Below are 24,751 nucleotides of genomic sequence, written 5' to 3' on the forward strand. Positions count from 1 at the left end.
AATGAAAGGTGAAAAAATAGATTGTATAGATTCAGGCACAAAATTTTGTCCTTGTCATTTAGCTGAAGCTGGGGAATGTATCTTATGTTCACAACTTCATGGTGAATGCTTTTGTGATTGTTTAAATTGGAAAGGAGTATGTATATATCAAGGATGGATAGCTAACGGAGAAAAAGCAAAAGAAGGAAGAAAAACTTATACTTGTAATATATTAGAGACCGAACTTTACGAAAAAGACTTATTATATATAAAATTTTCTTTACCTGAGGATTTATCTTTAGATTTAATGAATCCAGGTAGTTATATATTCCTAAGAACTGATGAAAATTTCTATTTTGATGTTCCTGTATCTATAATGGACTGCAATATAGATGATAATACTGCCTCTATATTAATTGAAGTAAGAGGAATTAAAACTAAGAGATTATTAAATGCTAAAGCAAATGATCCATTAGTTATTAGAGGCCCCTATTGGAATGGTGTATTTGGATTAAAAAATATAAAAAACACTGTAAATTCTAATTGTTTAATACTTGCCAGGGGTATAGGTGTAGCTCCTATGATACCTGTTATAAAAGCACTTCAAAAACAAAATAATAACTTAAATATTATAATTGATAGAGCTCCTTATAAAGAAGTATATGTAGATGATTTATTATCGTCTTTGAATCTAACCTATACGGAAGCTAATCTTTTGGAAACAGGAAAACTTACTGACAAATGTAAAACTATTATAAGAGATTCTATAGAAAAAGATAATGTTAATCTAATACATTGTGGTGGAGCGGATATACTCACTTTCAATGTTATGAATTTCTTAGATAATATAAAAGCAGATGATGTTAGTTTATCTTGTTGCAATAATTCCAAGATGTGTTGTGGTGAAGGGGTTTGTGGAAGTTGTACCGCTCGTTTTGCAGGTCACGTAGTTAAAAGACTATGCAAAGTACAATCTGATCCAAGAAATATTTTTGAAGGAAGGAGATTTATATGAAAGTTCTCGTTATTGGCGGTGGATGGGCTGGCTGTGCAGCTGCTATTACAGCTAAAAAGGCTGGAGCAGAGGTTCATGTTTTTGAAAAGACAGATTTGTTATTAGGATTAGGAAATATAGGTGGAATAATGCGAAACAATGGTAGGTTTACTGCTGCTGAGGAACTTATAGCATTAGGTGCTCCTGAGCTTATACATTTATGCGATAAAAATTCAAATCATAAAAATATAAAATTTCCTGGCCATGAACATGCCTCTCTTTATGATGTTACATCCATTGAACCCGATGTTAGAAAATTATTAACTGATATGGATATTAAACTTCACCTAATTACTAGGGTTACTGATATAGAACAAAATGAAAAAATAATTAAAGGAGTTCGTCTATCTAATGGAGATTATATAGAAGGTGACGTAATTGTTGAAACCACTGGTTCTACTGGTCCAATGGGAAACTGTCAAAGATACGGAAATGGCTGTGCAATGTGTATCTTAAGGTGTCCATCTTACGGACCTAGAATATCAATTAGTGAAAGAGCTGGAGTTAAAGATTTTTCTGGTGAAAGAAATGATGATAAGCTTGGAGCTTTTTCTGGTTCCTGTGAAGTTGCTAAAGACAGCTTATCAGAAGAGTTAAAGAATCAGCTAGAAACAACAGGAGTAGCAGTCCTTCATGTTCCGTCAGAAGATGTAAATTATGATAAGCTTGAAGCTAAAGTTTGTCAACAATATGCACTTAAAGAGTTTGCTGAAAATCTTGTAATGTTAGACACAGGACACGCGAAGCTAATGACCTCATATTATCCACTTGATAAATTAAGAAAAATACCTGGATTAGAAAAAGCAAGATATGTAGATCCTTTAGCTGGATCTCAAGGTAATTCTATTAGATATCTATCCGTTGCTCCTAGAACAAATGATATGAAAGTAATAGGAGTTGACAATTTATTCTGTGCAGGTGAAAAGTCAGGTTTATTTGTTGGACATACTGAGGCTATTTCAACTGGAAGCTTAGCTGGACATAATGCAGTAAGATTTTGTATAGGTATACCTTTATTGACTCTTCCTTCCTCATTATCCATAGGTGATATTATATCCTTTGCAAATGAAAGATCTCAAACAAGAGAAGGTAGAAAATCGAGATATACTTTTGCTGGATCAGATTACTTTAAGAGAATGAAAGACCTTAATCTATATTCTATAGATATTAAAGAAATAGAAAATAGAGTTAAGAAGGTTAGCCTAGATAACGTATTTAATCAGAAATTAGTCTAAATTAAACTTTTATGTTGTCGAAAACAGTCTCCAAAAATAGTACTTAATAATAGAATGTATTAAGTACTATTTTAAAAGGGGGTATGCATAAATGAAATATGCAATAGCTGTCGGGCATACTTTGTCAGGAGCTGATTATGGTGCTGTCGGATATCTAATCGAAAGCATATGTACTAGACAAATCGGAGAATTAGTTCAAAACTATCTCTTAGCACAAGGTCATACTGTTGTATTTTGTAGAATTGATAATGCTAGCTCAGTTGGGCAAAGCCTATCTTATAGAGTTAATAAAGCAAATTCAGAAAATGTTGATTTATATGTTGAGATTCATCTAAATGCAGGTGGAGGAACTGGTTCTGAAGTATGGATTTACAGAACCGGAAGTACTGCAGAACAATATGCAAGAAATGTTGTGAATAGTCTAGCAGAACTAAATTATCCAAATAGAGGAGTAAAAACAAGCCAAAATCTCTATGTTTTAAGAAATACGGTAGCTCCTGCTATATTAGTTGAATGCTGTTTCGTTGATAATAGAGCTGATGCTGACAGATACAATGCTGATAGCATAGCTAGAGCCATAGTAAAAGGACTAACTGGAACAAATTCAAACACCTCTCCTGAACCATCAATACCGGTTACTCCTCCTAGTACACCAAATGGCGGTAATAGCAATATAAGAACCCTTCAGCAAGAAATAAATACACAGTTTAATTCTGGATTAGTAGTTGATGGAATTGCTGGCCCTAAAACGTTAGCAGCTGCTCCTATGGTTAGTCAAGGGGCTCGAGGTAATATAACTAAGTGGATACAACAGAATTTAGGAATTGCAGCAGATGGTATATTTGGTCCTCAAACTAGACAGTCAGTTATAAGTTTCCAAAGATCTAATGGATTATCTACTGATGGAATAGTTGGTCCAAATACATGGAGAAAATTATTAGGTTTGTAAATTAAAAAGCAGCACAATTGTGCTGCTTATATATTTTCCTTACTAAATAACTGTTTTATATTGCCCTTATGCCTATAAATTAATATGATTCCTGAAATAGTAGTTGTGACTATTATTGGTAAAGGTAATCTCATTATAACACAAGTTAGTGGAATTATTACTCCTAATATTATAGATCTAATAGCTACTATATCTGTAACTTTCTTTAAAACTATATGAAATATAGCTCCTGTAATTACTGGAATAGGGGCTATTAATACAAATGCACCAAGTGTAGTATTTACACCTTTTCCTCCATTAAATGAAAGAAAGGGAGTAAAATCGTGACCTAATATACTTGCTAAAGCTACCACTGAAATATATACTTCTTTATTTATAGATAAATTAAATTTTGTCCATATTAAAATACTAATTAGAACTGGAAGAAGTCCTTTTAATATATCTATAACTTGAGTTATTAGTGATATCTTAGTTCCTGCAATTCTTTTTACATTTGTTGAACCTATATTTCCACTGCCTTTTGTCCTTATATCTATCCCATAAATTCTTTTAATAATAAGATATCCTGTTGGTATAGAACCACACAAAAATGCAACTAAAAAACTTACAATAATAATCATTATGCACCTCAAATAAATAATTTTCATCTTCTCGAGAACTTATTATAGCACACATTACTTAAATATAACATAATAAAAATAATTGTCACAAATTCAATTAAAATCTCAATTAATTTTGTGACAATCTTAAAGTTATCTATTTAACTTTATATATCCATCCTTCTGGTGCATCTATATCACCTACCTGTATACCGCATAAAGTCTCATATAACTTTTTAGTAACAGGTCCCACTTCAGTTTCACTATAAAAAACATGAAGTTTATCATTATAATCTATTCCCCCAATAGGAGTAATTACAGCAGCTGTTCCACATGCACCAGCTTCTTTAAACTCATCCAAATTATCTATTAATACGTCTCTTTCCTCAGTTTCAAGCCCTAAATATTCTTTAGCTACATGTAATAATGAATATTTAGTTATACTTGGCAGAATAGACGGTGAAACTGGAGTAACAAATTTATCATCTTTAGTTATTCCAAAAAAGTTTGCCGATCCAACTTCTTCAATTTTTGTATGAGTTGCAGGATCTAAATATATACAATCTGCATAACCTTTTTTTGCTGCAACTTCATGTGGATATAGGCTTGACGCATAGTTACCACCAACTTTTGCACCACCAGTTCCATAAGGAGCAGCTCTATCATAATCCGATACCATAAAATTAACTGGTGTCATACCACCTTTAAAATATGGACCAACAGGTAAACAAAATACACAGAATATGTATTCTGGAGCTGCTTTAACTCCTATATTGTCTCCAACACCTATTACAAAAGGTCTCAAATACAAAGTTGCTCCAGTTCCATAAGGAGGAACGTATGCCTCATTAGCTTTAACAACCTGCATACACGCGTCTATAAAAGTTTCTACAGGTACTTCAGGAATTAATAGCCTTCTACAGCTTCTATTCAATCTTAAAGCGTTTTGATCTGGTCTAAACAACTGAATTTCGCCATCTTTAGTTCTATAGGCTTTTAATCCTTCAAAACATTGCTGTCCATAATGAAGCGCTGTAGAAGCTTCGCTTACTTTTAGCATATTATCTTCTACAAGATTACCCTCATCCCATTTCCCATCTTTCCAGTTAGAAATAAAACGAAAATCTGTTTTTAAATATGAGAACCCCAAGTTACTCCAATCAATATCAACTTTTTTCATATAAATTACCCCCTTTAGGATTTGTTAGTTTTTTAAATAATTTTATTCTACACCAAAATTCCATATTTTTATATGAAAATTTAAAAAACTTGTTTAAATATTTATAAAAGCATACCTATCATTATGTCTAATATACCTTTGGTCTTCTTTAAATTATCAACATAATCACTTATGTTGTTTTTATAATAATCAATACCTGAATCAGTGATAGTGTATATTTTTTTACTTCTTTTGTTTAAAAACTCATCGCCAAGCCACTTCGAATTAACATACCCACGTTCTTCTAAATCATAAAGGGTATCATATACAGTTGATGAAGAAACAGGATAGGGGAGTGATGCATTTTCAAATTTGTTTCTAAAATCCTCTAAAATCTTGTTACCAAAAACCTCTTCTCCTTTAGATAGTTTTTTTAATATATAAAAAATATATAATTGTTTTGTATTAACTACATTTCTAGGAGCTACAAGTCTATTTCGCTGCATAAATTATCACCTCTAGATTATATTATACTCCAAAAAGATACTGTGGCAAATTTACTCTTATTCTTCACTAAGTAGACAAAGTTTTATTCTTATTAACATTTTATGGTATAAGTGAATAACATATATTATACAAAAGAGATTGGAGTGATTAACATGTCAAGAAGAAGATGTGGCTGTTGTTCTACCACCACTAGAGACTGTTGTACCACAAGAAATCAGGGTATATGTAATCCACCATGTGCTTATAACTCAGGATGTTCACAAGGATTTGGATGCGGTTACCCTTATAACTCAATTTTTGGTACCAATTGTTTCTTTAATAATCCAATGCTTATTTGGTTATTAGTGCTTGGAAGAGGTCGTTTTTTCAACTTTTAATACTAAAAACTCCTTGCTTTAATGCAGGGAGTTTTTAATATTACAATGAATTATATAAATCCTTCATATATAAAGCATCTTTTTCTAATATAGGACTTTCACATATTATGCAGCCTTTTACATTATAGTTAACAAATGCTTTTAGGCAAGCTTTAATATTAAAGTCGCTTTCAGCTAATGGAAGATGATTTCTTTCTCCCTTGTCGGTATAATTTATTCCTGATAAATGAATATGTAAATCCTCTAAAGCATTTTTTCCTAATTCCTCACTTATATATTCAAGAATTTCTGCAAAATCTTTATATTCCTTTAATAAGCCGACACCTCTAGCATGAATATGTGAAAAATCAATACATATGTTACAGCTAGAAACAGCTTTTGCTATGTCTACAAGTTCTTTTATGTCTCCAAACTGTGATGCCTTTCCTGTAGTCTCTAACCTATATGTAACTAAATCTTTAGGTAGAGTTTTAAGTTCATTTTTTATTTTATCTAAAGTGGTCTCTTTAGTAGACTTAAGATAATAACCAGCATGAAAAACTAAGCTCCTACCTCCAACTGAAGCTAAAGCTTCTGCACCTTTTATTATTCTCTCCTTAGACTTATCTATTTTTTCCTCTTCATCTGCATTTAAATTAACGTAGTAGGAACCATGGGCAGACAGATAGAAATTATATTTTTCTTTCATTTTAATTATGTTCTCTCTATTTTTATTGGTAACATTAACAGATCTTACAAAGGGAAATTCCATTGCATCTAATCCAATACTACTAAGATATTCTATTCCACTTGCATAATTAAACTTTTCTCCATTACCTAAAGGTATTCCAGATATTCCAAACAATAATTTATCCATAGCTTTACCACCTATAATTTTTATTTACTCCATAGTATATCAAAAAGTCATATATCTCTTCAAGAATAATTTCCCTGGAAATTCCATTTGGTAATAAATTTGCTTTATTTATTTTTACTTAATATAATTTATTAAGAGAATATAAAGTTAGGTGATGATTATGGAAGAAAGATTACAAAAATATATGGCTAGGTGCGGCGTTGCATCAAGACGAAAATGTGAAGAATTTATTTTAGCCGGCAAGGTGAACGTAAATGGAGTAACGATACTTGAATTAGGTACAAAAATAGATATAAATAGAGATAAGGTTTATTATAACGGTAACTTAATTAAACTTGAGGAAATTAAAAGATATATAATGTTAAATAAACCAACTGGAGTAATAACTTCTGTAAAAGATGAAAAAAATAGAAAAACTGTTATAGATTTAATAAATGTAGAAGAGAGAATTTATCCAATAGGAAGACTGGATTACGATTCATCAGGGTTGCTTTTATTAACAAATGATGGTGACTTATATAATAACATCATACATCCAAGAAAAAATCTCTATAAAACTTATATAGCAAAAGTTGTAGGCTCTTTTACTAATTCAGAATTAGAAAAATTTAAATCTGGCGTCGATATAGGCGGTTATATAACCGCACCTTGTAAAATTTCTGTTTTAGCTTCTGATAATAAGTATAGCAAAGTAAAGATAAGCATAATGGAAGGTAAAAATAGACAGATTAGAAAGATGTGTTTAGCTTTTAATCATGATGTTATAGAATTAAAAAGGATCTCAATTGGAAACATAAAACTTGATAAACTTGAAGTAGGTAAATGGAGAGAGTTATCTACTCAAGAAGTAGACTATATAAAAACGCTCTAAGAAATAGGAGGAAGTATGTTTAATTTAGTTAAAGACATAAGTTCTATATCTCATGATATTATATTTAAATACACTCAGAATAAAGAAATAGCTATTGACTGTACTTTGGGAAATGGTCATGATTGTGATTTTTTGAAAAATGTTTTTAAGAGAGTAGTAGCTTTTGATATACAAGAAATTGCTATAGAGAACTACAAAGCTAAAGGATATGATAATGTAGAGTTAATATTAGATTCTCACGATAAATTAGATTTTTATGTTAATGAAAAAGTTGACTGTATTATTTATAATTTAGGTTACTTGCCTGGAGGAGATAAAAACATAACTACAGTTTCTGAGACAACTTTAAACTCAATTAAACAAGGACTTAATTTACTAAAATCAGGTGGAATAATGACAATTGCCGTTTATTATGGACATTATGAAGGGTTTCTAGAAAAAACTTGCATTTTAAATTATTTAGAAACCCTACCTAAAAATAAATATGGTATTATGAAATTAGAGTATGTTAATAGAGATAATAACCCACCGTTATTGTTAATTATAGAAAAGAAATAAAATTGCTATTTCTTTGTTGTAGGAATTGTAAATAAATGATAAAATGAATTTATATTAATTAATAATTGCAAAAATGATGGGAGTAAAACAATATGGATTATTTTCAAAAACCTAATGAAGAAAATCAAGATTTGATGAGAATCATTCAAATAAAATTTTCTAGAATGAGCAAAGGACAAAAGTTAATTGCTGAATATATTCTAAAATATTATGATAAAGCAGCCTTTATGACAGCTGCAAGACTTGGAACTTCTGTTGGAGTTTCTGAATCTACTGTGGTTAGATTTGCAAATGAACTTGGATTTTCAGGATATCCAAAACTTCAAAAAGAATTACAAGAATTAATTAAAAATAAATTAACTACTGTTCAAAGATTAGAGTTATCAAATGACTATATTTCTGAAGAAAACGCTTTAAAAGGTGTTCTAAAGGCAGATATAGAAAACATAAGAGCTACCTTAGAAAAAATAAATCACAAAACCTTTGAAGATGTTGTTAGATCTATTTTTATGGCAAAAAGAATTTACATAATAGGTTTAAGAAGTTCCACTGCCTTAGCTGAATTTTTAGGATTCTACTTAAATGTAATTTTAGACAATGTTAAAGTTGTAGGTTATGGAATTTCAGATATATTTGAACAGATGATTAATGTTGGTGAGGGTGATTTAGTGATAGGAATTGGATTCCCAAGATATGCAGCTAAAACTATAGACGCTTTATCTTTTGCCCACTCAAGAAAAGCTAAAGTTGTAGCTATTACAGACTCACTGTTATCTCCTTTGGCTACACAATCAGATTTAACTTTAATTTCTCAAAGTAATATGGCTAGTTTCGTAGATTCATTAGTAGCGCCTTTATCTGTTATAAATGCACTTATTATAGCCGTAGGTATGAGAGAAAAAGATAAAATCACAAATACTTTTAACGATTTAGAAGAAATATGGAAAGACTACAATGTGTATTCCTACAATAGAGGAAAGATTTTAGAAGAGTAGCACTTAAATCAGCTTTATTTATGTGAAGCTGATTTTATTATTTATTGACAATATAACATTTTAACATTTATTATTAACATGATTTTATTTATAGAGGTGATTATTTTGAAAAATATAGTAGTAATCGGTGCTGGTCCAGCTGGTATGATGGCAGCTATTTCAGCAGGAAAGCATCACAAGGTTACATTAGTTGAAGGAAACGATAGATTAGGCAAAAAGCTTTTTATAACAGGTAAAGGAAGGTGTAATGTTACAAATAAAAAGGATATTTCAGAATTTTTTAATTATATACCTGGAAATCCATACTTTCTTTATAGTGCTTTATATGGTTATACAAATGAAGATGTCATTAATTTCTTTGAAAGCAAAAGTATCAAACTAAAAGCTGAGAGAGGGGATAGGGTGTTTCCACTATCAGATAAAAGTTCTGATATTATTAAAGGATTAGAGTCGGCTCTAAGAGAAGCAAATGTTAATATTTTATTATCTAGTAAGGTTAGGGATATAAACTTTTCTAACAACAGGATTGATTCTATTATTTTAGATAATAATCAAAAAATATGCGGAGATCATTTCATTTTCTGTACTGGTGGACTTTCTTATCCTTTAACAGGTTCAACTGGAAAAGGTCTTTCTTTATCTAGAAAATTAGGGCACAACATTATAGAACCCAAACCTTCCCTTGTTCCTATTGAAACCATAGATGCTTGGGTTAAAGAATTAATGGGATTAAGTTTAAAAAATGTAGAATTAAAAGTTCTAAAAGATAATAAAGCTGTATTTAAGGATCAAGGCGAAATGCTATTTACCCACTTTGGAATATCTGGACCATTAGTTTTAAGTGCATCTCGTTATGTAGATATGTCAAAATCTATGGAGGTCTCAATTAATCTTAAACCAGCTTTAACAGAAGTAGAGCTAGATAAGAGAATACAAAAAGATTTTCAAAAATATCTTAATAAAGATTTTAAAAATTCTCTAGATGACTTATTACCTAAAAAGTTAATTCCAGTAATCATAAAGTTATCCAAAATCGATGAAGATAAAAAGGTTAATTCTATAACTAAAGAGGAAAGAAAAACCTTAGTTTCTTTACTACAGAATTTAAAAATGAAGGTAAAAGGACTAAGACCTATTGAAGAAGCTATAGTTACTGCTGGTGGAGTTGATACTAAAGAAATAGACCCCTCTACAATGAAATCTAAATTAATTCAAAACCTATCCTTTGCTGGAGAAATTGTAGACGTAGATGCTTTTACTGGAGGTTATAACGTTCAAATTGCATTATCAACAGGCTATTTAGCTGGAAATTCCATATAGAATAAATTAATTTATTTTTGTCATTATTATGATATAATATCTTAGAATACTAATATTGAAAAGGAGAATTACTTTGAATATTTCAGTTGCAATTGATGGTCCAGCAGGAGCAGGAAAAAGTACCATAGCCAAAATCATAGCTAAAAGATATAATTTAATGTATATAAATACTGGAGCAATGTATAGAGCTGTAACCCTTGTAGCTATGAATCAAGATATATCTGTTGATAACATATCTAAACTCATGTCCTTAATGGAAAGTATGGAAATGCATTTTGAAAACGATAATTTAATACTAAACGGTGAAAATATTCAATCACTATTAACTACACCTGTTATAAGTAATAATGTTTCAAATTATGCTCAGATTCCTGAAGTTAGAAAAAATCTAGTTAAACTTCAAAGAGAAATGGGTAAACAGTACAACGTTATAATGGATGGTAGAGACATAGGCACTGTGGTTTTAAAAGATGCAAAATTCAAATTCTTTTTAACCGCTTCTCCTGAAGAAAGAGCTAATAGACGTTATGAGGAATTAAAAAATAATGGTTTAGATGTTAAGTATGATGATATTTTAAGTGATATAATAAAAAGAGATTACATAGATTCTAATAGAGAAGTTGATCCTCTAATTAAAGCCCATGATGCTATAGAAATTGACACTACTGGATTAGATATAGATGGCGTTGTTAATAAAATTTCTAATTATATTAATGGTAGTGTAAAATAAATATAAAGGTGATAAAATGAGAAGAATATTACTAGCTCAAAATGCAGGATTCTGCTTTGGAGTTAAAAGAGCTGTTGACGAAGCTATTAAAAACAAAGAAAAATATAACAAAAAAATTTATACCCTAGGACCTTTAATACATAATAATGACGTGGTATCGATGTTAGAAGATAATAATATCTATGCAATTAGTATGGATGATATTAAAAATTTAACTTCCGACGATGTTGTATTAATAAGATCTCACGGAGTTTCTAAAAAAGTAATTGAAGAACTCGAAACTCATGGAGTTACTACTGTTAATGCCACCTGTCCTTACGTAACTAACATACAAAAAAAAGCTGATAAATATAATAAAGAGGGTTATAAGGTCATTATAATGGGTGACAAAAATCATCCTGAAGTTATAGGAATAAATGGATGGGCTGATGATAATGCCTTAGTTACTAAAGATGGTAATATCGTAGAACCTATACCCGATAAAGTGTGTTTATTATCTCAAACCACAGAAAAACAAGAAACTTGGGAAAAAACACTATCCTATGTTTCAGAACATTCTAAAGATGTTTTAGCTTTCAATACTATATGTTCTGCTACAGAAGTTAGACAAAAAAGTGCAATGGAAATATCAAAAGAAGTTCAAGTGATGATAGTTATTGGAGGTAAAAATAGTTCAAATACCACAAAATTATTTGAAATATGTAAATCTAACTGTTCCAAGACCTATCATATTGAGAACGCTTCAGATATTCCATTTGAATTAATAAATAATAAAAGTATAAATTTAATAGGAATTACTGCAGGAGCCTCAACTCCTGATTGGGTAATTAAGGAGGTAGTTGAAATTATGGAGAATGAAAATTTAGTACAAGAAAATCAATTAGATCTAATGAATTCTATGGATAGAAAACTTACTATAGGTGAGGTTATTGAGGTAGAGGTTTTAAAAGTAGATCACGACGCTGCTTATGTAGCAATTCCTGGTTATAAATTAGATGGAAAAATCCCTAAATCAGAATTTTCTTTTGACAAGGTTGATAACTTTAGTGAATTGGTAGTTGTTGGTCAAAGCATAAAAGCTAAGGTGTTAAGTTATAATTTTGAAGGTTATGTATTACTATCTAGTAAGGAGCTTCAAAGAGAAATAGCATTAGAAGAATTAGCAAAAGCTAAAGAAGATGAAGCTACTCTTGATATAACAGTATCGAATTCTGCAAAAGGTGGATTAGTTTCATACTATAAAGGAATAAGAATATTTATACCTCAATCACAAATATCAGTTGCTTTTGTTAAGAATTTAGAAGCATATTTAAATAAAACTTTAAAAGTTAAAATTCTTAATATTGAAGAGGGAAATGTAATAGCTTCTAGTAGAGTTATCGAAGAAGCTGAAAAGAAGGTAGTTGAGGATGCAGCTTGGAGCGCTATTAATGATGGTGATGTTGTTAAAGTTAAGGTTTTAAGATTTGCAGACTTTGGTGCTTTTGTTAATGTACATGGTGTAGATGGACTTATACCACTTTCATTAATGAGCTATGGAAAAATATCAAAAGCTTCAGAGGTTTTAAAAATAGGTCAAGAGATAGAAGCAAAAATAGTTGCATCAAATAGAGACGAAAATAAGTTAACTTTAAGCATAAAAGATTTAATTGAAGATCCATGGACTAATATAGAAGAAAAATATCCAGAAGATACCATCGTAATAGGTAAAGTAGTGAGACTATCCGATTTTGGTGCTTTTGTAGAATTAGAAAAAGGGGTAGATGGATTATTACACATCTCTCAAATATCTAGAAAGAAAATAAATCACCCATCAGAAGTACTTAAAGTTGGAGATGTAGTAAAAGCAAAAATAATCAATGTTGATAAAGAGAAAAGAAAAATTGGATTAAGTTCAAAAGTTTTAGAGTAAGTCTTAAAAGAGTTCTTTCTAAGTTTTTAGAAAGAACTCTTTGTTATTATCTTCAAACTAATAGAATATACTTAAATAAGGGAAGCAATAGGAGGTACTATTAGTGGAGGATTATTCAAAAATATTGTCTAATTATAATATAGAAGGATATAGTATAAGCTTTAAAGGTAATGACTATATAGTTGACTGCAAAAGCGAAATGTTTATGCTTCATACATATAGAAGCAAAAAAACACAGTTAAAAGACTTTCTACAATTTTACGAAGATTTATATAACAATGGTTTTAGAAAAATAGGTAAAATCATTAAAACTAATAACGGGAACAAGTATATTAAGGCTAGAGATACTTCATATTTTCTTACATCATATTTTAGAGAAGATACTGATTTCGTTTATAACATAGATTTTTTTAAAAATTCAATATTATTACTAAATAAATTCCATAGATGTACCATAGAATTACATCCTGAGAAATATAATTTTAAAAGGGAATATACTAAATATATAAAAAGGTATTTGAAAAGAATAGACTACATGCTTAATTTAAAAAATACTATATCTAATAACATAATTAAATCTTACTTTGATAATCAGGTTTTAGATATTCTAGTAAATTACGATGAAGTACTTACTAACTGCAAAAAGATTTTTAGTAACCTATCTACCATTAAAAATAAAACTCCTCATCGATATAAGTTTTCTGCAAGTGGAATCACAATAGATGATTTTACTAAATCAGATAATAAAATTAAATTAAAGAACATAAATAGGATTAAATATAGTTATTATCATATGGATATAGGATCTCTTTTAAACAGCATTTTAAATCAACCATCAGTAAATTGGGATTACCAAACTTTTAATGACTTAATAGAGATTTATAAGAAAAATTATAATTTTTCTCTTGAGGATATTTATTTGATTTTAGGCTTTACTGCATTCCCCTATAAGTTTTATGATATTTGCAGGGATATTTATAAAAAACACTCTCATAAAAATATTTCAGAATATAAGTTAGAGCTAAATAATATATTATCACAGAATGAAAATGTAAATACATGGTTTAAATTTTATGTAGAAGCTACCGATATATAGATTAAAGTGGATTTCCATATGTAAATGTTAAATTATTCTAAAGAGCTATTTATATGTTTATTAATATAGAGTAAAATTAATGATGGGGCTTGGGAAGAAGCTCCTACAGATTAGCGGTTAAAAGGAATTTAATGGAGCTTAGAAACGCTCCTACAGATTATATGTGTGCACAATATAGGTGGTGATTTAAGATGAAGACTGAAAGACTAAATAAGAATAATAGACCCTTAGTTGAAAAGGCTATTAAAGAAGCTATTAAAGTTAATCCTTTAAATGAAGATTTTTTATCTGAATATGATTCTAAATCTTTTGTGATGAAATTTTTATTAAAGTCTTCTTTTGATATATATATTTTAAATGATTCAGTAGGATATATATGGTATGAACATTTAAGCAATAATGTATTTAATATAAAAAGCTTATATTTTCCGCCTAGTTTTTCTGAACTTCCTATATCATTTTTTACTAAAAATCATTCTTATAGTTATGAAAGTATTGCAAATGAGGATAGTATTTCTTTACTTAAATCATTGGATTTTAACATTTATTCTGAGAGCTATATTCTTGAAAAAACTATTGAAGACTTTTCTTTTAATGATATCGAAGATATTAGTTTTAGATATGTTAAAACTAAAGAAGATATAAATGCTAGAGTTACATTGCAAAACATTATTTTTGATGAGGATAGTAGAATCCCTTTAGAAACTTCTGATATACTTTTTGATATGAAGCAAGAATATTATATTAACGATTTAGCTATTATCATGTATTTTAAAGATAAGGCTATAGGCTATGGACAAATAATAAAAAATAATACTTATACTGTTGTAAACTTTGGAATCTTGCCCGAGTATAGAGGACAGGGCTTAGGCAGACATTTTCTTAATTACATTATATCTCTTGCTAAAAGAAAAAACATTAAAGAACTTTCTATACGTGTTTCTCCTAATAATGTAAAGGCCATGAACCTTTATAACTCTGTAGGTTTCTATTTTAAAGAACATATATTGACTTGGAACAAATAGTATTATTTTAAAACCTAGAGAAATCTCTAGGTTTTAAAATAATCCTTCTGTTGGTACATAAGAACTTTTTGTATACATCAATGAGGGCGTAAGCTTCTCATTGTAGTAACTTCTATCTGCAATAAAGTTCACATCTTTATTACGCAGATGTCCGTTATTAGGATTCATGTATTCATCATTATTCTCTAGTGATTTTAAATCATACATTTAAATCCCTCCTTTTTTTTTAGTTTTCTCAAATTTATAATTTTTATTACTAAATTTTTTATTTTTATGTTATAATTTATATTTGATAAAATACTATTGGAGGAAACAATACATGACTAATTCAATATATATTGATAAGATACAAGGTGAAGAAAATTTATCAACTAATTTAACTCAAACCTTTCATATTTCCACTTATGGATGTCAAATGAATGAAGAAGATTCAGAAAAAATATCAGGAATGCTTAAAAGAATAGGTTATTCAAATACTGAAGTTAAAGAAGATGCCGATATCATTATATTCAACACATGTTGTGTTAGAGAAAATGCAGAAAATAAGGTTTTCGGAAATTTAGGTCAATTAAAGAAACTTAAAGAAGAAAGACCAAATCTAATTATAGCTATTTGCGGATGTATGATGCAGCAAAAAGGAATGGCTGATAAAGTCCTTAAAACTTTCCCTTTTGTAGACATAATTTTTGGTACACACAACTCTTATAAGTTCCCTGAATACCTAGATAGAGTTCAAAAAGATGGCGTTCAAGTAAAGGAAATTATAAATAAAGAGGATGGCATAGTAGAGGGACTCCCTATAGATAGAAAAAGTGATGTTAAAGCATTTGTAACTATAATGTATGGTTGCAATAATTTCTGTACTTATTGCGTAGTTCCTTATGTAAGAGGTCGTGAAAGAAGCAGAAAACCAGAAGATATAGTGAAAGAAGTAGAAGAATTAATCTCTCAAGGATATAAAGAGATAACTGTACTAGGCCAGAATGTTAATTCTTACGGTAAGGATTTAAATGATGGAATGTCTTTCGCAAAACTACTTAGAACTTTAAATGAAGTTAAAGGACTTGAAAGAATAAGATTTATGAGTTCTCATCCTAAGGATTTAACTGATGATGTTATTTTAGCTATAAAAGAATGTGATAAGGTATGTGAGCAAGTACATCTACCAGTTCAAAGTGGCTCTTCAGCTATACTAAAATCTATGAACAGGCATTACACTAGAGAACAATACATCGAGTTAGCTAAAAAGATAAAAGCAGAGATTCCTGAGGTTTCTATAACTACAGATATCATAGTTGGATTCCCTGGTGAGACTGATGAAGACTTTGAAGATACTTTAGAGTTAGTTAAAGAAGTAGAATATGATTCTGCCTTTACATTTATATATTCAAGAAGAAATCATACTCCTGCTGATAGAATGGAAAATCAAATTCCAGAAGAAATAAAGCATGAAAGATTTAATAGATTAGTTAAAACTTTAAACGAAATAGTAGAGAGAAAAAATAAAGCATACGAAAATAAAACTGTTGAAGTTTTTGTAGAAGGTACAAGTAAAAACCAAGAATCAAGACTTACTGGAAGAACTAGAAACGGTAGACTTGTAAACTTTGAAGGTTCAAAAGAATCAATAGGAAAATTAATCAATGTAAATATAACTAAAGCTGGTTCATTCTCATTAACTGGCGAGGAATGTAAATAAAAGCTCTTATTTTAAGAGCTTTTAAACTAATTTAGGAGGGTAATTATGGCTTTAACTCCAATGATGCAACAATACTTTGAAATAAAAGAAAAGTATAAAGATTGTATCTTATTTTTTAGATTAGGCGATTTTTATGAAATGTTTTTTGAAGATGCTGAAGTAGCTTCAAAAGAATTAGAACTTGTTCTTACAGGAAGAGACTGCGGTTTAGAGAATAGGGCACCTATGTGTGGTATACCTTATCATGCTGCTAACTCTTATATTGGAAGACTTATTTCTAAAGGCTACAAGGTAGCTATAGGGGAGCAGGTAGAAGATCCAGCTTTAGCTAAAGGAATAGTTAAAAGAGATGTAATAAAGGTAATAACACCAGGTACATTTACAGATACAGCTTTTATTGATGATAGTAAAAATAACTTTATTATGTCTATATATAAATCTAAAGAAAACTTATGTGCTATATCTTCAACAGATATTTCAACTGGTGACTTCTACTGTACTAGTTTTACATATGATATTTCTTTAATTGGAGATGAAATATCTAAATATAAGCCATCTGAAGTGATATTAAATGATGATTTTAGAGATCACACTTCTGAATTTGCTTTAATATATAATGGACTTATATCTTTTAGAGACAATATGTATTTTGAGAATGACTATAGCTATCTTTATGATCAATTCAAAGATATAGAGTTTAACTTAGTTCAGGATGAAAAAAAATCTTCAATTAATTCATTAATAAAATATATTATAGATACTCAAAAAATGTCTTTGTCTAATATTAATACTATAAACTTCTATAATATAGAGGACTTTATGACAATAGACGCCTCTTCAAGAAGAAACCTAGAGTTAACTGAAAATATTAAAGATAAAAATAAAAAAGATTCTCTACTTTGGGTATTAGATAAAACTAAAACCTCTATGGGGTCAAGAACCTTAAGAAGATGGATAGATGAGCCCCTAATTTCCTTAGAGAAGATTAACCTTAGGCTAGACGCTGTAGATGAGCTTCGTAATACCTTGATTGATTTAGAAGAGCTTAGAGAAGCTCTAAAGACCATATATGATATAGAAAGAATAATAGGTAAGGTATCTAATAAAAATGTATCAGCTAAAGACTTAATAAGCTTAAAATTATCTTTATTTAAGGTGCCAACTATTAAAAATATAATCTCTAAGTTCAATAGTTCTTTATTTAGTACATATTACAATGACTTAGATGAGTTAGCAGATATTAGAGATCTACTAGAAAGTTCTATTTTGGATGATCCTTCTTTATCTATAAAAGAAGGAAACATAATAAAAGACTCATATAACGAAACTATTGATAAGCTTAGAGAAGCTAAATTTAAAGGTAAAGAGTGGATTGCCGCTTTAGAAAACCAAGAAAGAGAGTTTACAGGGATTAAATCCCTAAAGGTTGGATATAATAAAGTTTTTGGATATTATATTGAAATAAGTAAAGCTAATTATTCAAATATACCTGAAGGTAGATATATAAGAAAGCAAACCCTTGCAAATGCAGAAAGATTCATAACAGATGAGTTAAAGAAAATTGAAGACGATATATTAGGTGCAGAAGAAAAACTTATCGCTTTAGAATACAATGTCTTCTGCGAAATTCGTGATGAAGTTGAAGCTGCTGTTGATAGATTAAAACTAACAGCAAAAATTATATCTGAACTAGATGTAATTTCAACCTTCTCAAAACTAGCTATGGAAAATAACTATGTTAGACCTAAGCTAAATAATTTAGGAAAAACTACTATTACAGAAGGTAGGCATCCTGTAGTTGAAAAGGTAATTGATAGAGGAGAGTTTGTATCTAATGATACAAAACTTGACATTAAAGATAATCAATTATTAATAATTACAGGTCCTAATATGGCTGGTAAATCTACATATATGAGGCAAGTTGCTCTTATAACTTTAATGGCTCAAATAGGGTGTTTCATCCCTGCAACATCTGGTGATATAGGAATATGTGATAAAATATTTACAAGAATAGGTGCTTCAGATGATTTAGCTGGCGGTAAATCAACATTTATGGTTGAAATGTGGGAAGTTTCAAATATATTAAAAAATGCAACGTCGAACTCTCTAGTCCTTTTAGATGAGGTTGGACGTGGAACATCAACTTATGATGGTTTAAGTATAGCCTGGTCTGTTATAGAATATTTAAGTAAAGGTAAACTAAAACCTAGAACATTGTTTGCAACTCACTATCATGAATTAACTCAACTAGAAGCTGAGATTAATGGGGTTAAAAATTTCTCTGTTTCTGTTAAAGAAATAAACGATACTATTATCTTCCTTAGAAAGATTATTCCAGGTGGAGCAGATCAATCTTATGGAATAGAAGTTGCAAAATTAGCTGGCTTACCTACTGAAGTTATAGAAAGAGCCAAAGATATACTTGAAGGTTTAGAAAAAAATCAAACCTCAAAATCTAAAATTGAACCTAAAGAAAAACCTAAAGCTAAATCAAAAAATAATGTAGATACTTCCATGCAGATGGATTTTGGGTCCTTGGCTAAAGATGGTATGTTAAGCAAATTAGCTAACCTTGATATATTAAATATGACACCAATGGATGCTATGAATAATCTACACAATATTATTAAAGAAGCTAAAGAGCTTTTAAAATAAAGGAGGTGTTTCTCCCTTGAAAAGAATAAATATATTAGATTCACAAACTTCAAATAAAATAGCTGCTGGTGAAGTAGTAGAAAGACCTTTTTCTGTAGTTAAGGAATTAGTAGAAAATTCTATAGATGCTTCTAGCAAAAATATTATAGTTGAAATAGAAAATGGTGGAGAAACTCTTATAAAAGTTATAGATGATGGTGATGGTATTCACAAAGAAGACATATCAAAAGCCTTCTTACCTCACGCAACTTCTAAAATTAAAGAAGTAGAGGATATATATAATATAATGACCTTGGGCTTTAGAGGAGAGGCATTAGCATCTATTGCCTCTATATCTAAAACCATACTAAAATCTAAAACTTCCTCAGAGGATGTTGGAGTTGAAATATCTTTAACTGGGGGAAGTATAGATCATATTGTAGAGAGTGGAGTAAATAAAGGAACCTATATAGAGGTTAGAGATTTATTCTTTAATGTACCCGCTAGAAAAAAGTTTATGAAATCTCAATCAAGAGAAAGTGCTTTAATTAATGATATATTAACTAGGATTGCTATAGCTAATCCTAGTATAGCCTTTACTTTGATTATGAATGGTAAAAAGGCTTTTCAAACTTTCGGAAGTGAAAAAGAAGAAGATGTTCTTAGAACCATTTATGGTAAAAACATCTTAGAAAATTTAGTTTCCTTTGAAGCCTCTACAGATATAATAACGGTTCATGGTTTCGTTGGAAAAGAAGAGATTGCAAGAGGAAGTAGAAATAATCAAAGTATTTTTATTAATGGAAGATATATAAAAAACAAAACTATCACAGCTTCAATAGAAAATGCTTTTAAGTCCTTTGCTACAGTTAATAAATTTCCATTTTTCGTAGTATATATAGAAACTTATCCTGAATTTATTGATGTAAATATACATCCAACCAAAGCAGAGATTAAATTTAAAGATGAGAGAATTCTATACAAGGTAGTTTTTGATGCAGTTCATAATGCTTTAAAAGAAAATGTAAAAGCTTCTTTTATGGATGATGAAGTTTCAAAAGAAGAAATATATGAAAATGTACACTTTGAAGATACCTCTTCTTTTAGTGAAACTATTCCTAAAATAGTTCCAGAGGTTGTTACTAAGCCTATATATCCTGAATACTCTGCTGAAACTTATACAGAGCAAAAATCAGTTGAATTACCTGTAGATCTTAAAAGTTCAAAACCAGAGATAAAAGAGATTACTGAATCCTATGAAATTAGTACTCACTCTGCACCTATCTCTACAGAATCTAACAACTATGACAGTACAACACCTGAACCTAAGCTGCCACCGTATAGGGTTATAGGTCAATATAACAAAACCTATATACTATGTGAATATAACGAAAATCTATACATTGTAGACCAACATGCAGCTCATGAGAAGTATCTCTTTGAAAAGTATTATGATTCTATAAAGAATAAGGAAGTAGAGATTCAGCCTCTATTAATTCCATCTGTAATTCAGCTTACTTTAGATGATTATGTTTATTATGAAGATAATTTAAAAGTTTTTGAGGATGCTGGATTCACCTGCGAACCCTTTGGTGTAAATACCATTGCTATAAAAGAGGTTCCGTACTTTTTAGGTAAACTAGATCCTAAAGGCCTATTTTTAAGTATTCTAGATAACCTTAAAGCCTTAGGAAGTGGCACTACCTTAGAAGTAAAATATAATAAAATAGCAACCTTATCTTGTAAGTCTGCTGTAAAGGCTAATAATGAGTTAACCTTAGAAGAAATGAAAGAACTTATAAATCTTATGAGATTTATGAAAGACCCTTATCATTGCCCTCATGGAAGACCTACAATAATAAAAATATCTAACTATGAACTAGAAAAAAGATTTAGGAGAGTTACCTAAAATGAATAAAACAAACAAAAAGAAATTATTAGTTATAGGTGGTCCTACAGCAGTTGGGAAAAGCGATATAGCTGTTAAACTTGCAAAAGAATTAAATGGAGAGATCATTTCAGCTGATTCCATGCAAATCTATAAACATATGGATATAGGTTCAGCTAAAATTTCAAGAGAAGAAATGTGTGATATTCCTCACTATTTAATAGACTTTCTTGATCCAAGAGAAGAATTTTCAGTTTCGGATTTTAAAGATATGTGTCTAAAGATTATGGAAGACATCTATTCTAGAGGAAAGTTACCTATAATAGTTGGTGGTACTGGATTATATATAAATTCTATAATTTGTGATATGACTTTTACTGAAAGTGAAAAAGATGATAAGTATAGAGCACAGCTACTTAAGCTATCAGAAGAGCATGGAAATGAATTTATACATAATATGCTTAAAGAAGTAGATCAAGTATCCTCCGAGCAGATTCACTATAATAATGTAAAGAGGGTAATCCGCGCTTTAGAAGTGTATCATTTAACAGGAAAACCATTTTCATCTTACAATCTAGGAGAAAGTATATATAACTGTGATTATGATTTATATTATTATGTTTTGAATATGGATAGATCTAATCTTTATGAAAGAATAAATTATAGAGTAGATCTTATGATGTCAAAAGGTCTTCTTGATGAAGTTAAAACTCTAAAAAACATGGGATTAACAAGTGATATGCAGTCAATGAAGGGTATTGGATATAAAGAGCTTCTAGATTACCTTAATGACAAAACCTCTTTAGAATTTGCTATAGAATCAATTAAGCAAGGAAGTAGAAACTATGCTAAAAGACAGCTTACTTGGTTTAGAAAAGATCCTAGATCTATATTTATAGACAAGGATACTTTTGATGGTGATATAGATATTGTTAACAAAATAACTGGTGACATAATACAATCTTAAGAGTATAATAGAATTAATTTCTTATGGAAATATGGAGGATGAGTTTATATGAATAAGCAAAATAATAACTTGCAAGATATCTTCTTAAATGGCGCAAGAAAAAATAAAATAGCTGTAATTGTATACCTTACAAATGGCTTTCAATTAAAAGGATACGTTAAAGGTTTTGATGCATTTACTGTAATTTTAGATTGTGATGGAAAGCAGATGATGATATATAAGCATGCCATTTCAACTATAAACCCTGCAAAAATAATTTTATTTAATAACGAGAATGTATAATATATACTCTCTATGCAGTGCATAGAGAGCTTTTATTTGATGAAGTATTTAAAAAACGGAGGATATAAATGTTAGATTTAACAATAGAATATATAAAGAGTCAATATAATATAAGTGAAGAAACTATAAATCTATATAATAAAACAATAGTGGATATTCAAGATCAATTTAAAATCTATGATGAGATAAGAGAGTATAACCAAATTAAAGTCTTAAAAGCTCTTCAAGAAGAAAGAATAAGCGACTCTCATTTTACCAATTCTTCTGGTTATGGTTATGGAGACATTGGTAGAGATGCTCTAGATAAGGTATATGCACACATATTTAAGGCAGAAAGCGCTCTAGTAAGACCACACTTTGTAAATGGAACTCATGCAATAGGTACAGCCTTGTTCGGTAATCTTCGTCCAAATGACACTATGCTTGCCGTAACAGGAACACCATATGATACACTACATAATATAATAGGTCTTGATGAAGGCAAAAAGATAGGTTCTTTAAAAGAATATGGAGTAAATTATAAACAAATTGATTTAACTGAATCAGGGGATTTTAATTACGATGAGATAGAAAAAATATTAAAAGAAGATTCTTCTATAAAATTAGTACACTTACAAAGAAGTACAGGTTATGGTTGGAGAAATTCTTTTAGTTTAGACGCCTTAGAAAAAGCTATACACTTTATTAAAAGCATAAAAAATGAAGTAATTGTTTTTGTTGATAACTGCTATGGAGAATTTATAGATACTAAAGAGCCTACAGAAGTAGGTGCAGATTTAATAGCAGGTTCATTAATCAAAAATATAGGTGGTGGAATCGCTCCAACAGGAGGGTATATAGCAGGTAGAGAAGAGTATGTTACTCAAGCTGCCTACAGACTAACTGTTCCTGGAATAGGAGGGGAGTGTGGTTCAACTTTTGGCGTAATGAGAAGCTTGTACCAAGGATTGTTTTTAGCCCCACATATAGCAATTGAAGCACTAAAAGGAGCTATTTTCTGTTCAAGAATATTCGAACTTGCTGGATTTGAAGTGCTTCCTAAGTTTAACGACAAAAGAAGTGATATAATTCAAGCTATAAAGTTTGGAAACAAAGAGAAGCTTATTGCTTTCTGTAAGGGAATACAAAAAGGCTCTCCTATAGATTCATTTTTAGAGTGTGAGCCATGGGATATGCCAGGATATAATGATCAAGTTATAATGGCAGCTGGTGCCTTTATTCAAGGATCAAGTATAGAATTATCTGCTGATGCACCAATTAGAGAACCATACATAGCATACCTTCAAGGTGGTTTAACCTTTGATCACGCTAAAATAGGTATACTTATAGCTTTATCAAAGGTATTAAATATACAGTAATCTATAATTTGCATAATATAAAAAACTGGCTTAACGCCAGTTTTTTAATATGCTCTAAATAATCCTACAAGTTTACCTAATATAGCACAGTCATCAACTATAATAGGCTCCATAGTTTTATTTTCTGGTTGAAGTCTTATATGATCTTTTTCCTTAAAAAATCTCTTAATAGTAGCTTCATTTTCTATTAAAGCAACTATTATCTCTCCGTTTAAAGCAGTAGTGCATTGTTCAATAATAGCTAAATCACCATCATTAATTCCAGCATCAATCATACTTTCACCAGAAACCTTAAGCATAAATAATTCTCTATCATGTTTTATATATTCAATAGGTATAGGAAATGAATCCTCTATATTTTGTGTAGCTAATATAGGAGTTCCAGCAGTAACCTTACCAACTATAGGTATGTTAAGCATTTCTCTTTTCGCTGCATTTAATTCAACTATTTCTAAAGCTCTTGGCTTAGTAGGATCCCTTTTAATAAAACCCTTTTTCTCAAGTCTCTTAAGATGACCATGAACAGTTGAGGTTGACTTTAAATCTACAGCCTCACATATTTCTCTTACAGACGGTGGGTATCCTTTGTTTTCAGTATAAGTTTTAAGAAATTTATATATTTCTGATTGTTTATCCCTTGTCATTATTAACACCTCTCTAACTGATTCCTATTATAACATACGTATTTCAAATATTCAAAC

24 protein-coding genes are annotated in these 24,751 nt (G+C 29.8%); 18 read left to right on the forward strand and 6 right to left on the reverse strand.

The genetic code is table 11. From position 1 onward, the window contains the following. Position 1: 1 nt before the first annotated feature. From P8F83_RS07185 to P8F83_RS07195, 3 genes are all read left to right on the forward strand, one after another. Positions 2-994: a sulfide/dihydroorotate dehydrogenase-like FAD/NAD-binding protein gene (locus tag P8F83_RS07185; RefSeq protein WP_326514070.1), complete on the forward strand. Its 993-nt coding sequence runs from the start codon at positions 2-4 to the stop codon at positions 992-994. Beyond that, complete coding sequence (locus P8F83_RS07190) at positions 991-2,268, forward strand: FAD-dependent oxidoreductase (protein ID WP_326514071.1); 1,278 nt, start codon at positions 991-993, stop codon at positions 2,266-2,268. Before P8F83_RS07185 ends, P8F83_RS07190 begins: the two co-directional genes overlap by 4 nt. A gap of 91 nt (positions 2,269-2,359) precedes the next feature. Further along, positions 2,360-3,217, forward strand: a complete 858-nt coding sequence (locus P8F83_RS07195; protein WP_326514072.1) for an N-acetylmuramoyl-L-alanine amidase — start codon at positions 2,360-2,362, stop codon at positions 3,215-3,217. Between the two features lie 26 nt (positions 3,218-3,243). On the opposite strand, the gene plsY is transcribed toward P8F83_RS07195, so the two are convergent. From plsY to P8F83_RS07210, 3 genes are all read right to left on the reverse strand, one after another. Then, positions 3,244-3,840 carry a glycerol-3-phosphate 1-O-acyltransferase PlsY gene (gene plsY, locus P8F83_RS07200; protein ID WP_326514827.1) on the reverse strand — a complete coding sequence of 199 codons (597 nt, stop codon included), beginning with the start codon at positions 3,838-3,840 and terminating at the stop codon, positions 3,244-3,246. Between the two features lie 133 nt (positions 3,841-3,973). Further along, positions 3,974-4,996, reverse strand: coding sequence for a branched-chain amino acid aminotransferase (locus P8F83_RS07205; protein ID WP_326514073.1), 1,023 nt, complete (start codon positions 4,994-4,996; stop codon positions 3,974-3,976). A gap of 101 nt (positions 4,997-5,097) precedes the next feature. After that, positions 5,098-5,481 (reverse strand): PadR family transcriptional regulator, encoded by a 384-nt coding sequence (locus tag P8F83_RS07210; RefSeq protein WP_073016059.1) that lies wholly within the window; start codon positions 5,479-5,481, stop codon positions 5,098-5,100. Positions 5,482-5,634: 153 nt separating this feature from the next. On the opposite strand from P8F83_RS07210, the gene P8F83_RS07215 reads away from it, so the two are divergent. Next, positions 5,635-5,859, forward strand: coding sequence for a hypothetical protein (locus P8F83_RS07215; RefSeq protein ID WP_238904556.1), 225 nt, complete (start codon positions 5,635-5,637; stop codon positions 5,857-5,859). Positions 5,860-5,899: 40 nt separating this feature from the next. Here the strand turns inward: P8F83_RS07215 and P8F83_RS07220 are convergent, their stop codons facing one another. Further along, complete coding sequence (locus P8F83_RS07220) at positions 5,900-6,715, reverse strand: TIM barrel protein (protein WP_326514074.1); 816 nt, start codon at positions 6,713-6,715, stop codon at positions 5,900-5,902. Between the two features lie 160 nt (positions 6,716-6,875). On the opposite strand from P8F83_RS07220, the gene P8F83_RS07225 reads away from it, so the two are divergent. From P8F83_RS07225 to P8F83_RS07260, 8 genes are all read left to right on the forward strand, one after another. Next, positions 6,876-7,586 carry a pseudouridine synthase gene (locus P8F83_RS07225; protein ID WP_326514075.1) on the forward strand — a complete coding sequence of 237 codons (711 nt, stop codon included), beginning with the start codon at positions 6,876-6,878 and terminating at the stop codon, positions 7,584-7,586. A gap of 15 nt (positions 7,587-7,601) precedes the next feature. Further along, positions 7,602-8,144 (forward strand): tRNA 5-(aminomethyl)-2-thiouridylate-methyltransferase MnmM, encoded by a 543-nt coding sequence (mnmM, locus tag P8F83_RS07230; protein ID WP_326514076.1) that lies wholly within the window; start codon positions 7,602-7,604, stop codon positions 8,142-8,144. A 92-nt stretch (positions 8,145-8,236) separates the two neighbouring features. Beyond that, positions 8,237-9,139 (forward strand): MurR/RpiR family transcriptional regulator, encoded by a 903-nt coding sequence (locus P8F83_RS07235; RefSeq protein ID WP_021802066.1) that lies wholly within the window; start codon positions 8,237-8,239, stop codon positions 9,137-9,139. 105 nt (positions 9,140-9,244) lie between these two features. Continuing rightward, the gene (locus P8F83_RS07240) at positions 9,245-10,459 is read left to right on the forward strand and encodes a BaiN/RdsA family NAD(P)/FAD-dependent oxidoreductase (RefSeq protein ID WP_326514077.1); all 1,215 of its coding nucleotides are present in this window, start codon (positions 9,245-9,247) and stop codon (positions 10,457-10,459) included. Between the two features lie 73 nt (positions 10,460-10,532). After that, complete coding sequence (gene cmk, locus P8F83_RS07245; protein ID WP_390888093.1) at positions 10,533-11,189, forward strand: (d)CMP kinase; 657 nt, start codon at positions 10,533-10,535, stop codon at positions 11,187-11,189. 16 nt (positions 11,190-11,205) lie between these two features. Then, entirely contained in the window at positions 11,206-13,101 is a 1,896-nt protein-coding gene (locus P8F83_RS07250) for a bifunctional 4-hydroxy-3-methylbut-2-enyl diphosphate reductase/30S ribosomal protein S1 (RefSeq protein ID WP_326514078.1), read from the forward strand. A 103-nt stretch (positions 13,102-13,204) separates the two neighbouring features. Beyond that, the gene (locus tag P8F83_RS07255) at positions 13,205-14,197 is read left to right on the forward strand and encodes a hypothetical protein (protein ID WP_326514079.1); all 993 of its coding nucleotides are present in this window, start codon (positions 13,205-13,207) and stop codon (positions 14,195-14,197) included. Positions 14,198-14,388: 191 nt separating this feature from the next. Continuing rightward, positions 14,389-15,222 (forward strand): GNAT family N-acetyltransferase, encoded by an 834-nt coding sequence (locus tag P8F83_RS07260; RefSeq protein WP_326514080.1) that lies wholly within the window; start codon positions 14,389-14,391, stop codon positions 15,220-15,222. 33 nt (positions 15,223-15,255) lie between these two features. Here P8F83_RS07260 and P8F83_RS07265 read toward each other — a convergent pair whose 3' ends face one another. Next, positions 15,256-15,429: a hypothetical protein gene (locus P8F83_RS07265; RefSeq protein ID WP_181603805.1), complete on the reverse strand. Its 174-nt coding sequence runs from the start codon at positions 15,427-15,429 to the stop codon at positions 15,256-15,258. 112 nt (positions 15,430-15,541) lie between these two features. On the opposite strand from P8F83_RS07265, the gene miaB reads away from it, so the two are divergent. The 6 genes from miaB (at position 15,542) to P8F83_RS07295 (ending at position 24,050) form a co-directional block, all read left to right on the forward strand. Continuing rightward, positions 15,542-16,921: a tRNA (N6-isopentenyl adenosine(37)-C2)-methylthiotransferase MiaB gene (gene miaB / locus P8F83_RS07270; RefSeq protein ID WP_326514081.1), complete on the forward strand. Its 1,380-nt coding sequence runs from the start codon at positions 15,542-15,544 to the stop codon at positions 16,919-16,921. 45 nt (positions 16,922-16,966) lie between these two features. After that, positions 16,967-19,576, forward strand: a complete 2,610-nt coding sequence (gene mutS, locus P8F83_RS07275) for a DNA mismatch repair protein MutS (RefSeq protein WP_326514082.1) — start codon at positions 16,967-16,969, stop codon at positions 19,574-19,576. Between the two features lie 16 nt (positions 19,577-19,592). Next, on the forward strand, positions 19,593-21,464 hold the full coding sequence (gene mutL / locus P8F83_RS07280; RefSeq protein ID WP_326514083.1) for a DNA mismatch repair endonuclease MutL: 1,872 nt from the start codon (positions 19,593-19,595) through the stop codon (positions 21,462-21,464). Position 21,465: 1 nt separating this feature from the next. Next, positions 21,466-22,410 carry a tRNA (adenosine(37)-N6)-dimethylallyltransferase MiaA gene (gene miaA, locus P8F83_RS07285; protein WP_326514084.1) on the forward strand — a complete coding sequence of 315 codons (945 nt, stop codon included), beginning with the start codon at positions 21,466-21,468 and terminating at the stop codon, positions 22,408-22,410. A gap of 48 nt (positions 22,411-22,458) precedes the next feature. Then, the gene (gene hfq, locus P8F83_RS07290; RefSeq protein ID WP_021802076.1) at positions 22,459-22,692 is read left to right on the forward strand and encodes an RNA chaperone Hfq; all 234 of its coding nucleotides are present in this window, start codon (positions 22,459-22,461) and stop codon (positions 22,690-22,692) included. Positions 22,693-22,760: 68 nt separating this feature from the next. Continuing rightward, positions 22,761-24,050 carry a methionine gamma-lyase family protein gene (locus P8F83_RS07295; protein ID WP_326514085.1) on the forward strand — a complete coding sequence of 430 codons (1,290 nt, stop codon included), beginning with the start codon at positions 22,761-22,763 and terminating at the stop codon, positions 24,048-24,050. 44 nt (positions 24,051-24,094) lie between these two features. Here the strand turns inward: P8F83_RS07295 and lexA are convergent, their stop codons facing one another. Further along, positions 24,095-24,694, reverse strand: coding sequence for a transcriptional repressor LexA (lexA, locus tag P8F83_RS07300; RefSeq protein ID WP_073016030.1), 600 nt, complete (start codon positions 24,692-24,694; stop codon positions 24,095-24,097). Positions 24,695-24,751 lie beyond the last annotated feature (57 nt).

Origin of the sequence: Clostridium intestinale, assembly GCF_035905475.1 — a bacterium.
GTDB lineage: Bacteria > Bacillota > Clostridia > Clostridiales > Clostridiaceae > Clostridium_T > Clostridium_T intestinale.

Bases quoted from the DNA above. Each gene is read 5' to 3' on its own strand.
- P8F83_RS07185 (WP_326514070.1), top strand. From the start codon at position 2: ATGAAAGGTGAAAAAATAGATTGTATAGATTCAGGCACAAAATTTTGT.
- P8F83_RS07190 (WP_326514071.1), top strand. From the start codon at position 991: ATGAAAGTTCTCGTTATTGGCGGTGGATGGGCTGGCTGTGCAGCTGCT.
- P8F83_RS07195 (WP_326514072.1), top strand. From the start codon at position 2,360: ATGAAATATGCAATAGCTGTCGGGCATACTTTGTCAGGAGCTGATTAT.
- P8F83_RS07205 (WP_326514073.1), bottom strand. From the start codon at position 4,996: ATGAAAAAAGTTGATATTGATTGGAGTAACTTGGGGTTCTCATATTTA.
- P8F83_RS07210 (WP_073016059.1), bottom strand. From the start codon at position 5,481: ATGCAGCGAAATAGACTTGTAGCTCCTAGAAATGTAGTTAATACAAAA.
- P8F83_RS07215 (WP_238904556.1), top strand. From the start codon at position 5,635: ATGTCAAGAAGAAGATGTGGCTGTTGTTCTACCACCACTAGAGACTGT.
- P8F83_RS07220 (WP_326514074.1), bottom strand. From the start codon at position 6,715: ATGGATAAATTATTGTTTGGAATATCTGGAATACCTTTAGGTAATGGA.
- P8F83_RS07225 (WP_326514075.1), top strand. From the start codon at position 6,876: ATGGAAGAAAGATTACAAAAATATATGGCTAGGTGCGGCGTTGCATCA.
- mnmM (WP_326514076.1), top strand. From the start codon at position 7,602: ATGTTTAATTTAGTTAAAGACATAAGTTCTATATCTCATGATATTATA.
- P8F83_RS07235 (WP_021802066.1), top strand. From the start codon at position 8,237: ATGGATTATTTTCAAAAACCTAATGAAGAAAATCAAGATTTGATGAGA.
- P8F83_RS07250 (WP_326514078.1), top strand. From the start codon at position 11,206: ATGAGAAGAATATTACTAGCTCAAAATGCAGGATTCTGCTTTGGAGTT.
- P8F83_RS07260 (WP_326514080.1), top strand. From the start codon at position 14,389: ATGAAGACTGAAAGACTAAATAAGAATAATAGACCCTTAGTTGAAAAG.
- P8F83_RS07265 (WP_181603805.1), bottom strand. From the start codon at position 15,429: ATGTATGATTTAAAATCACTAGAGAATAATGATGAATACATGAATCCT.
- miaB (WP_326514081.1), top strand. From the start codon at position 15,542: ATGACTAATTCAATATATATTGATAAGATACAAGGTGAAGAAAATTTA.
- mutS (WP_326514082.1), top strand. From the start codon at position 16,967: ATGGCTTTAACTCCAATGATGCAACAATACTTTGAAATAAAAGAAAAG.
- miaA (WP_326514084.1), top strand. From the start codon at position 21,466: ATGAATAAAACAAACAAAAAGAAATTATTAGTTATAGGTGGTCCTACA.
- hfq (WP_021802076.1), top strand. From the start codon at position 22,459: ATGAATAAGCAAAATAATAACTTGCAAGATATCTTCTTAAATGGCGCA.
- P8F83_RS07295 (WP_326514085.1), top strand. From the start codon at position 22,761: ATGTTAGATTTAACAATAGAATATATAAAGAGTCAATATAATATAAGT.
- lexA (WP_073016030.1), bottom strand. From the start codon at position 24,694: ATGACAAGGGATAAACAATCAGAAATATATAAATTTCTTAAAACTTAT.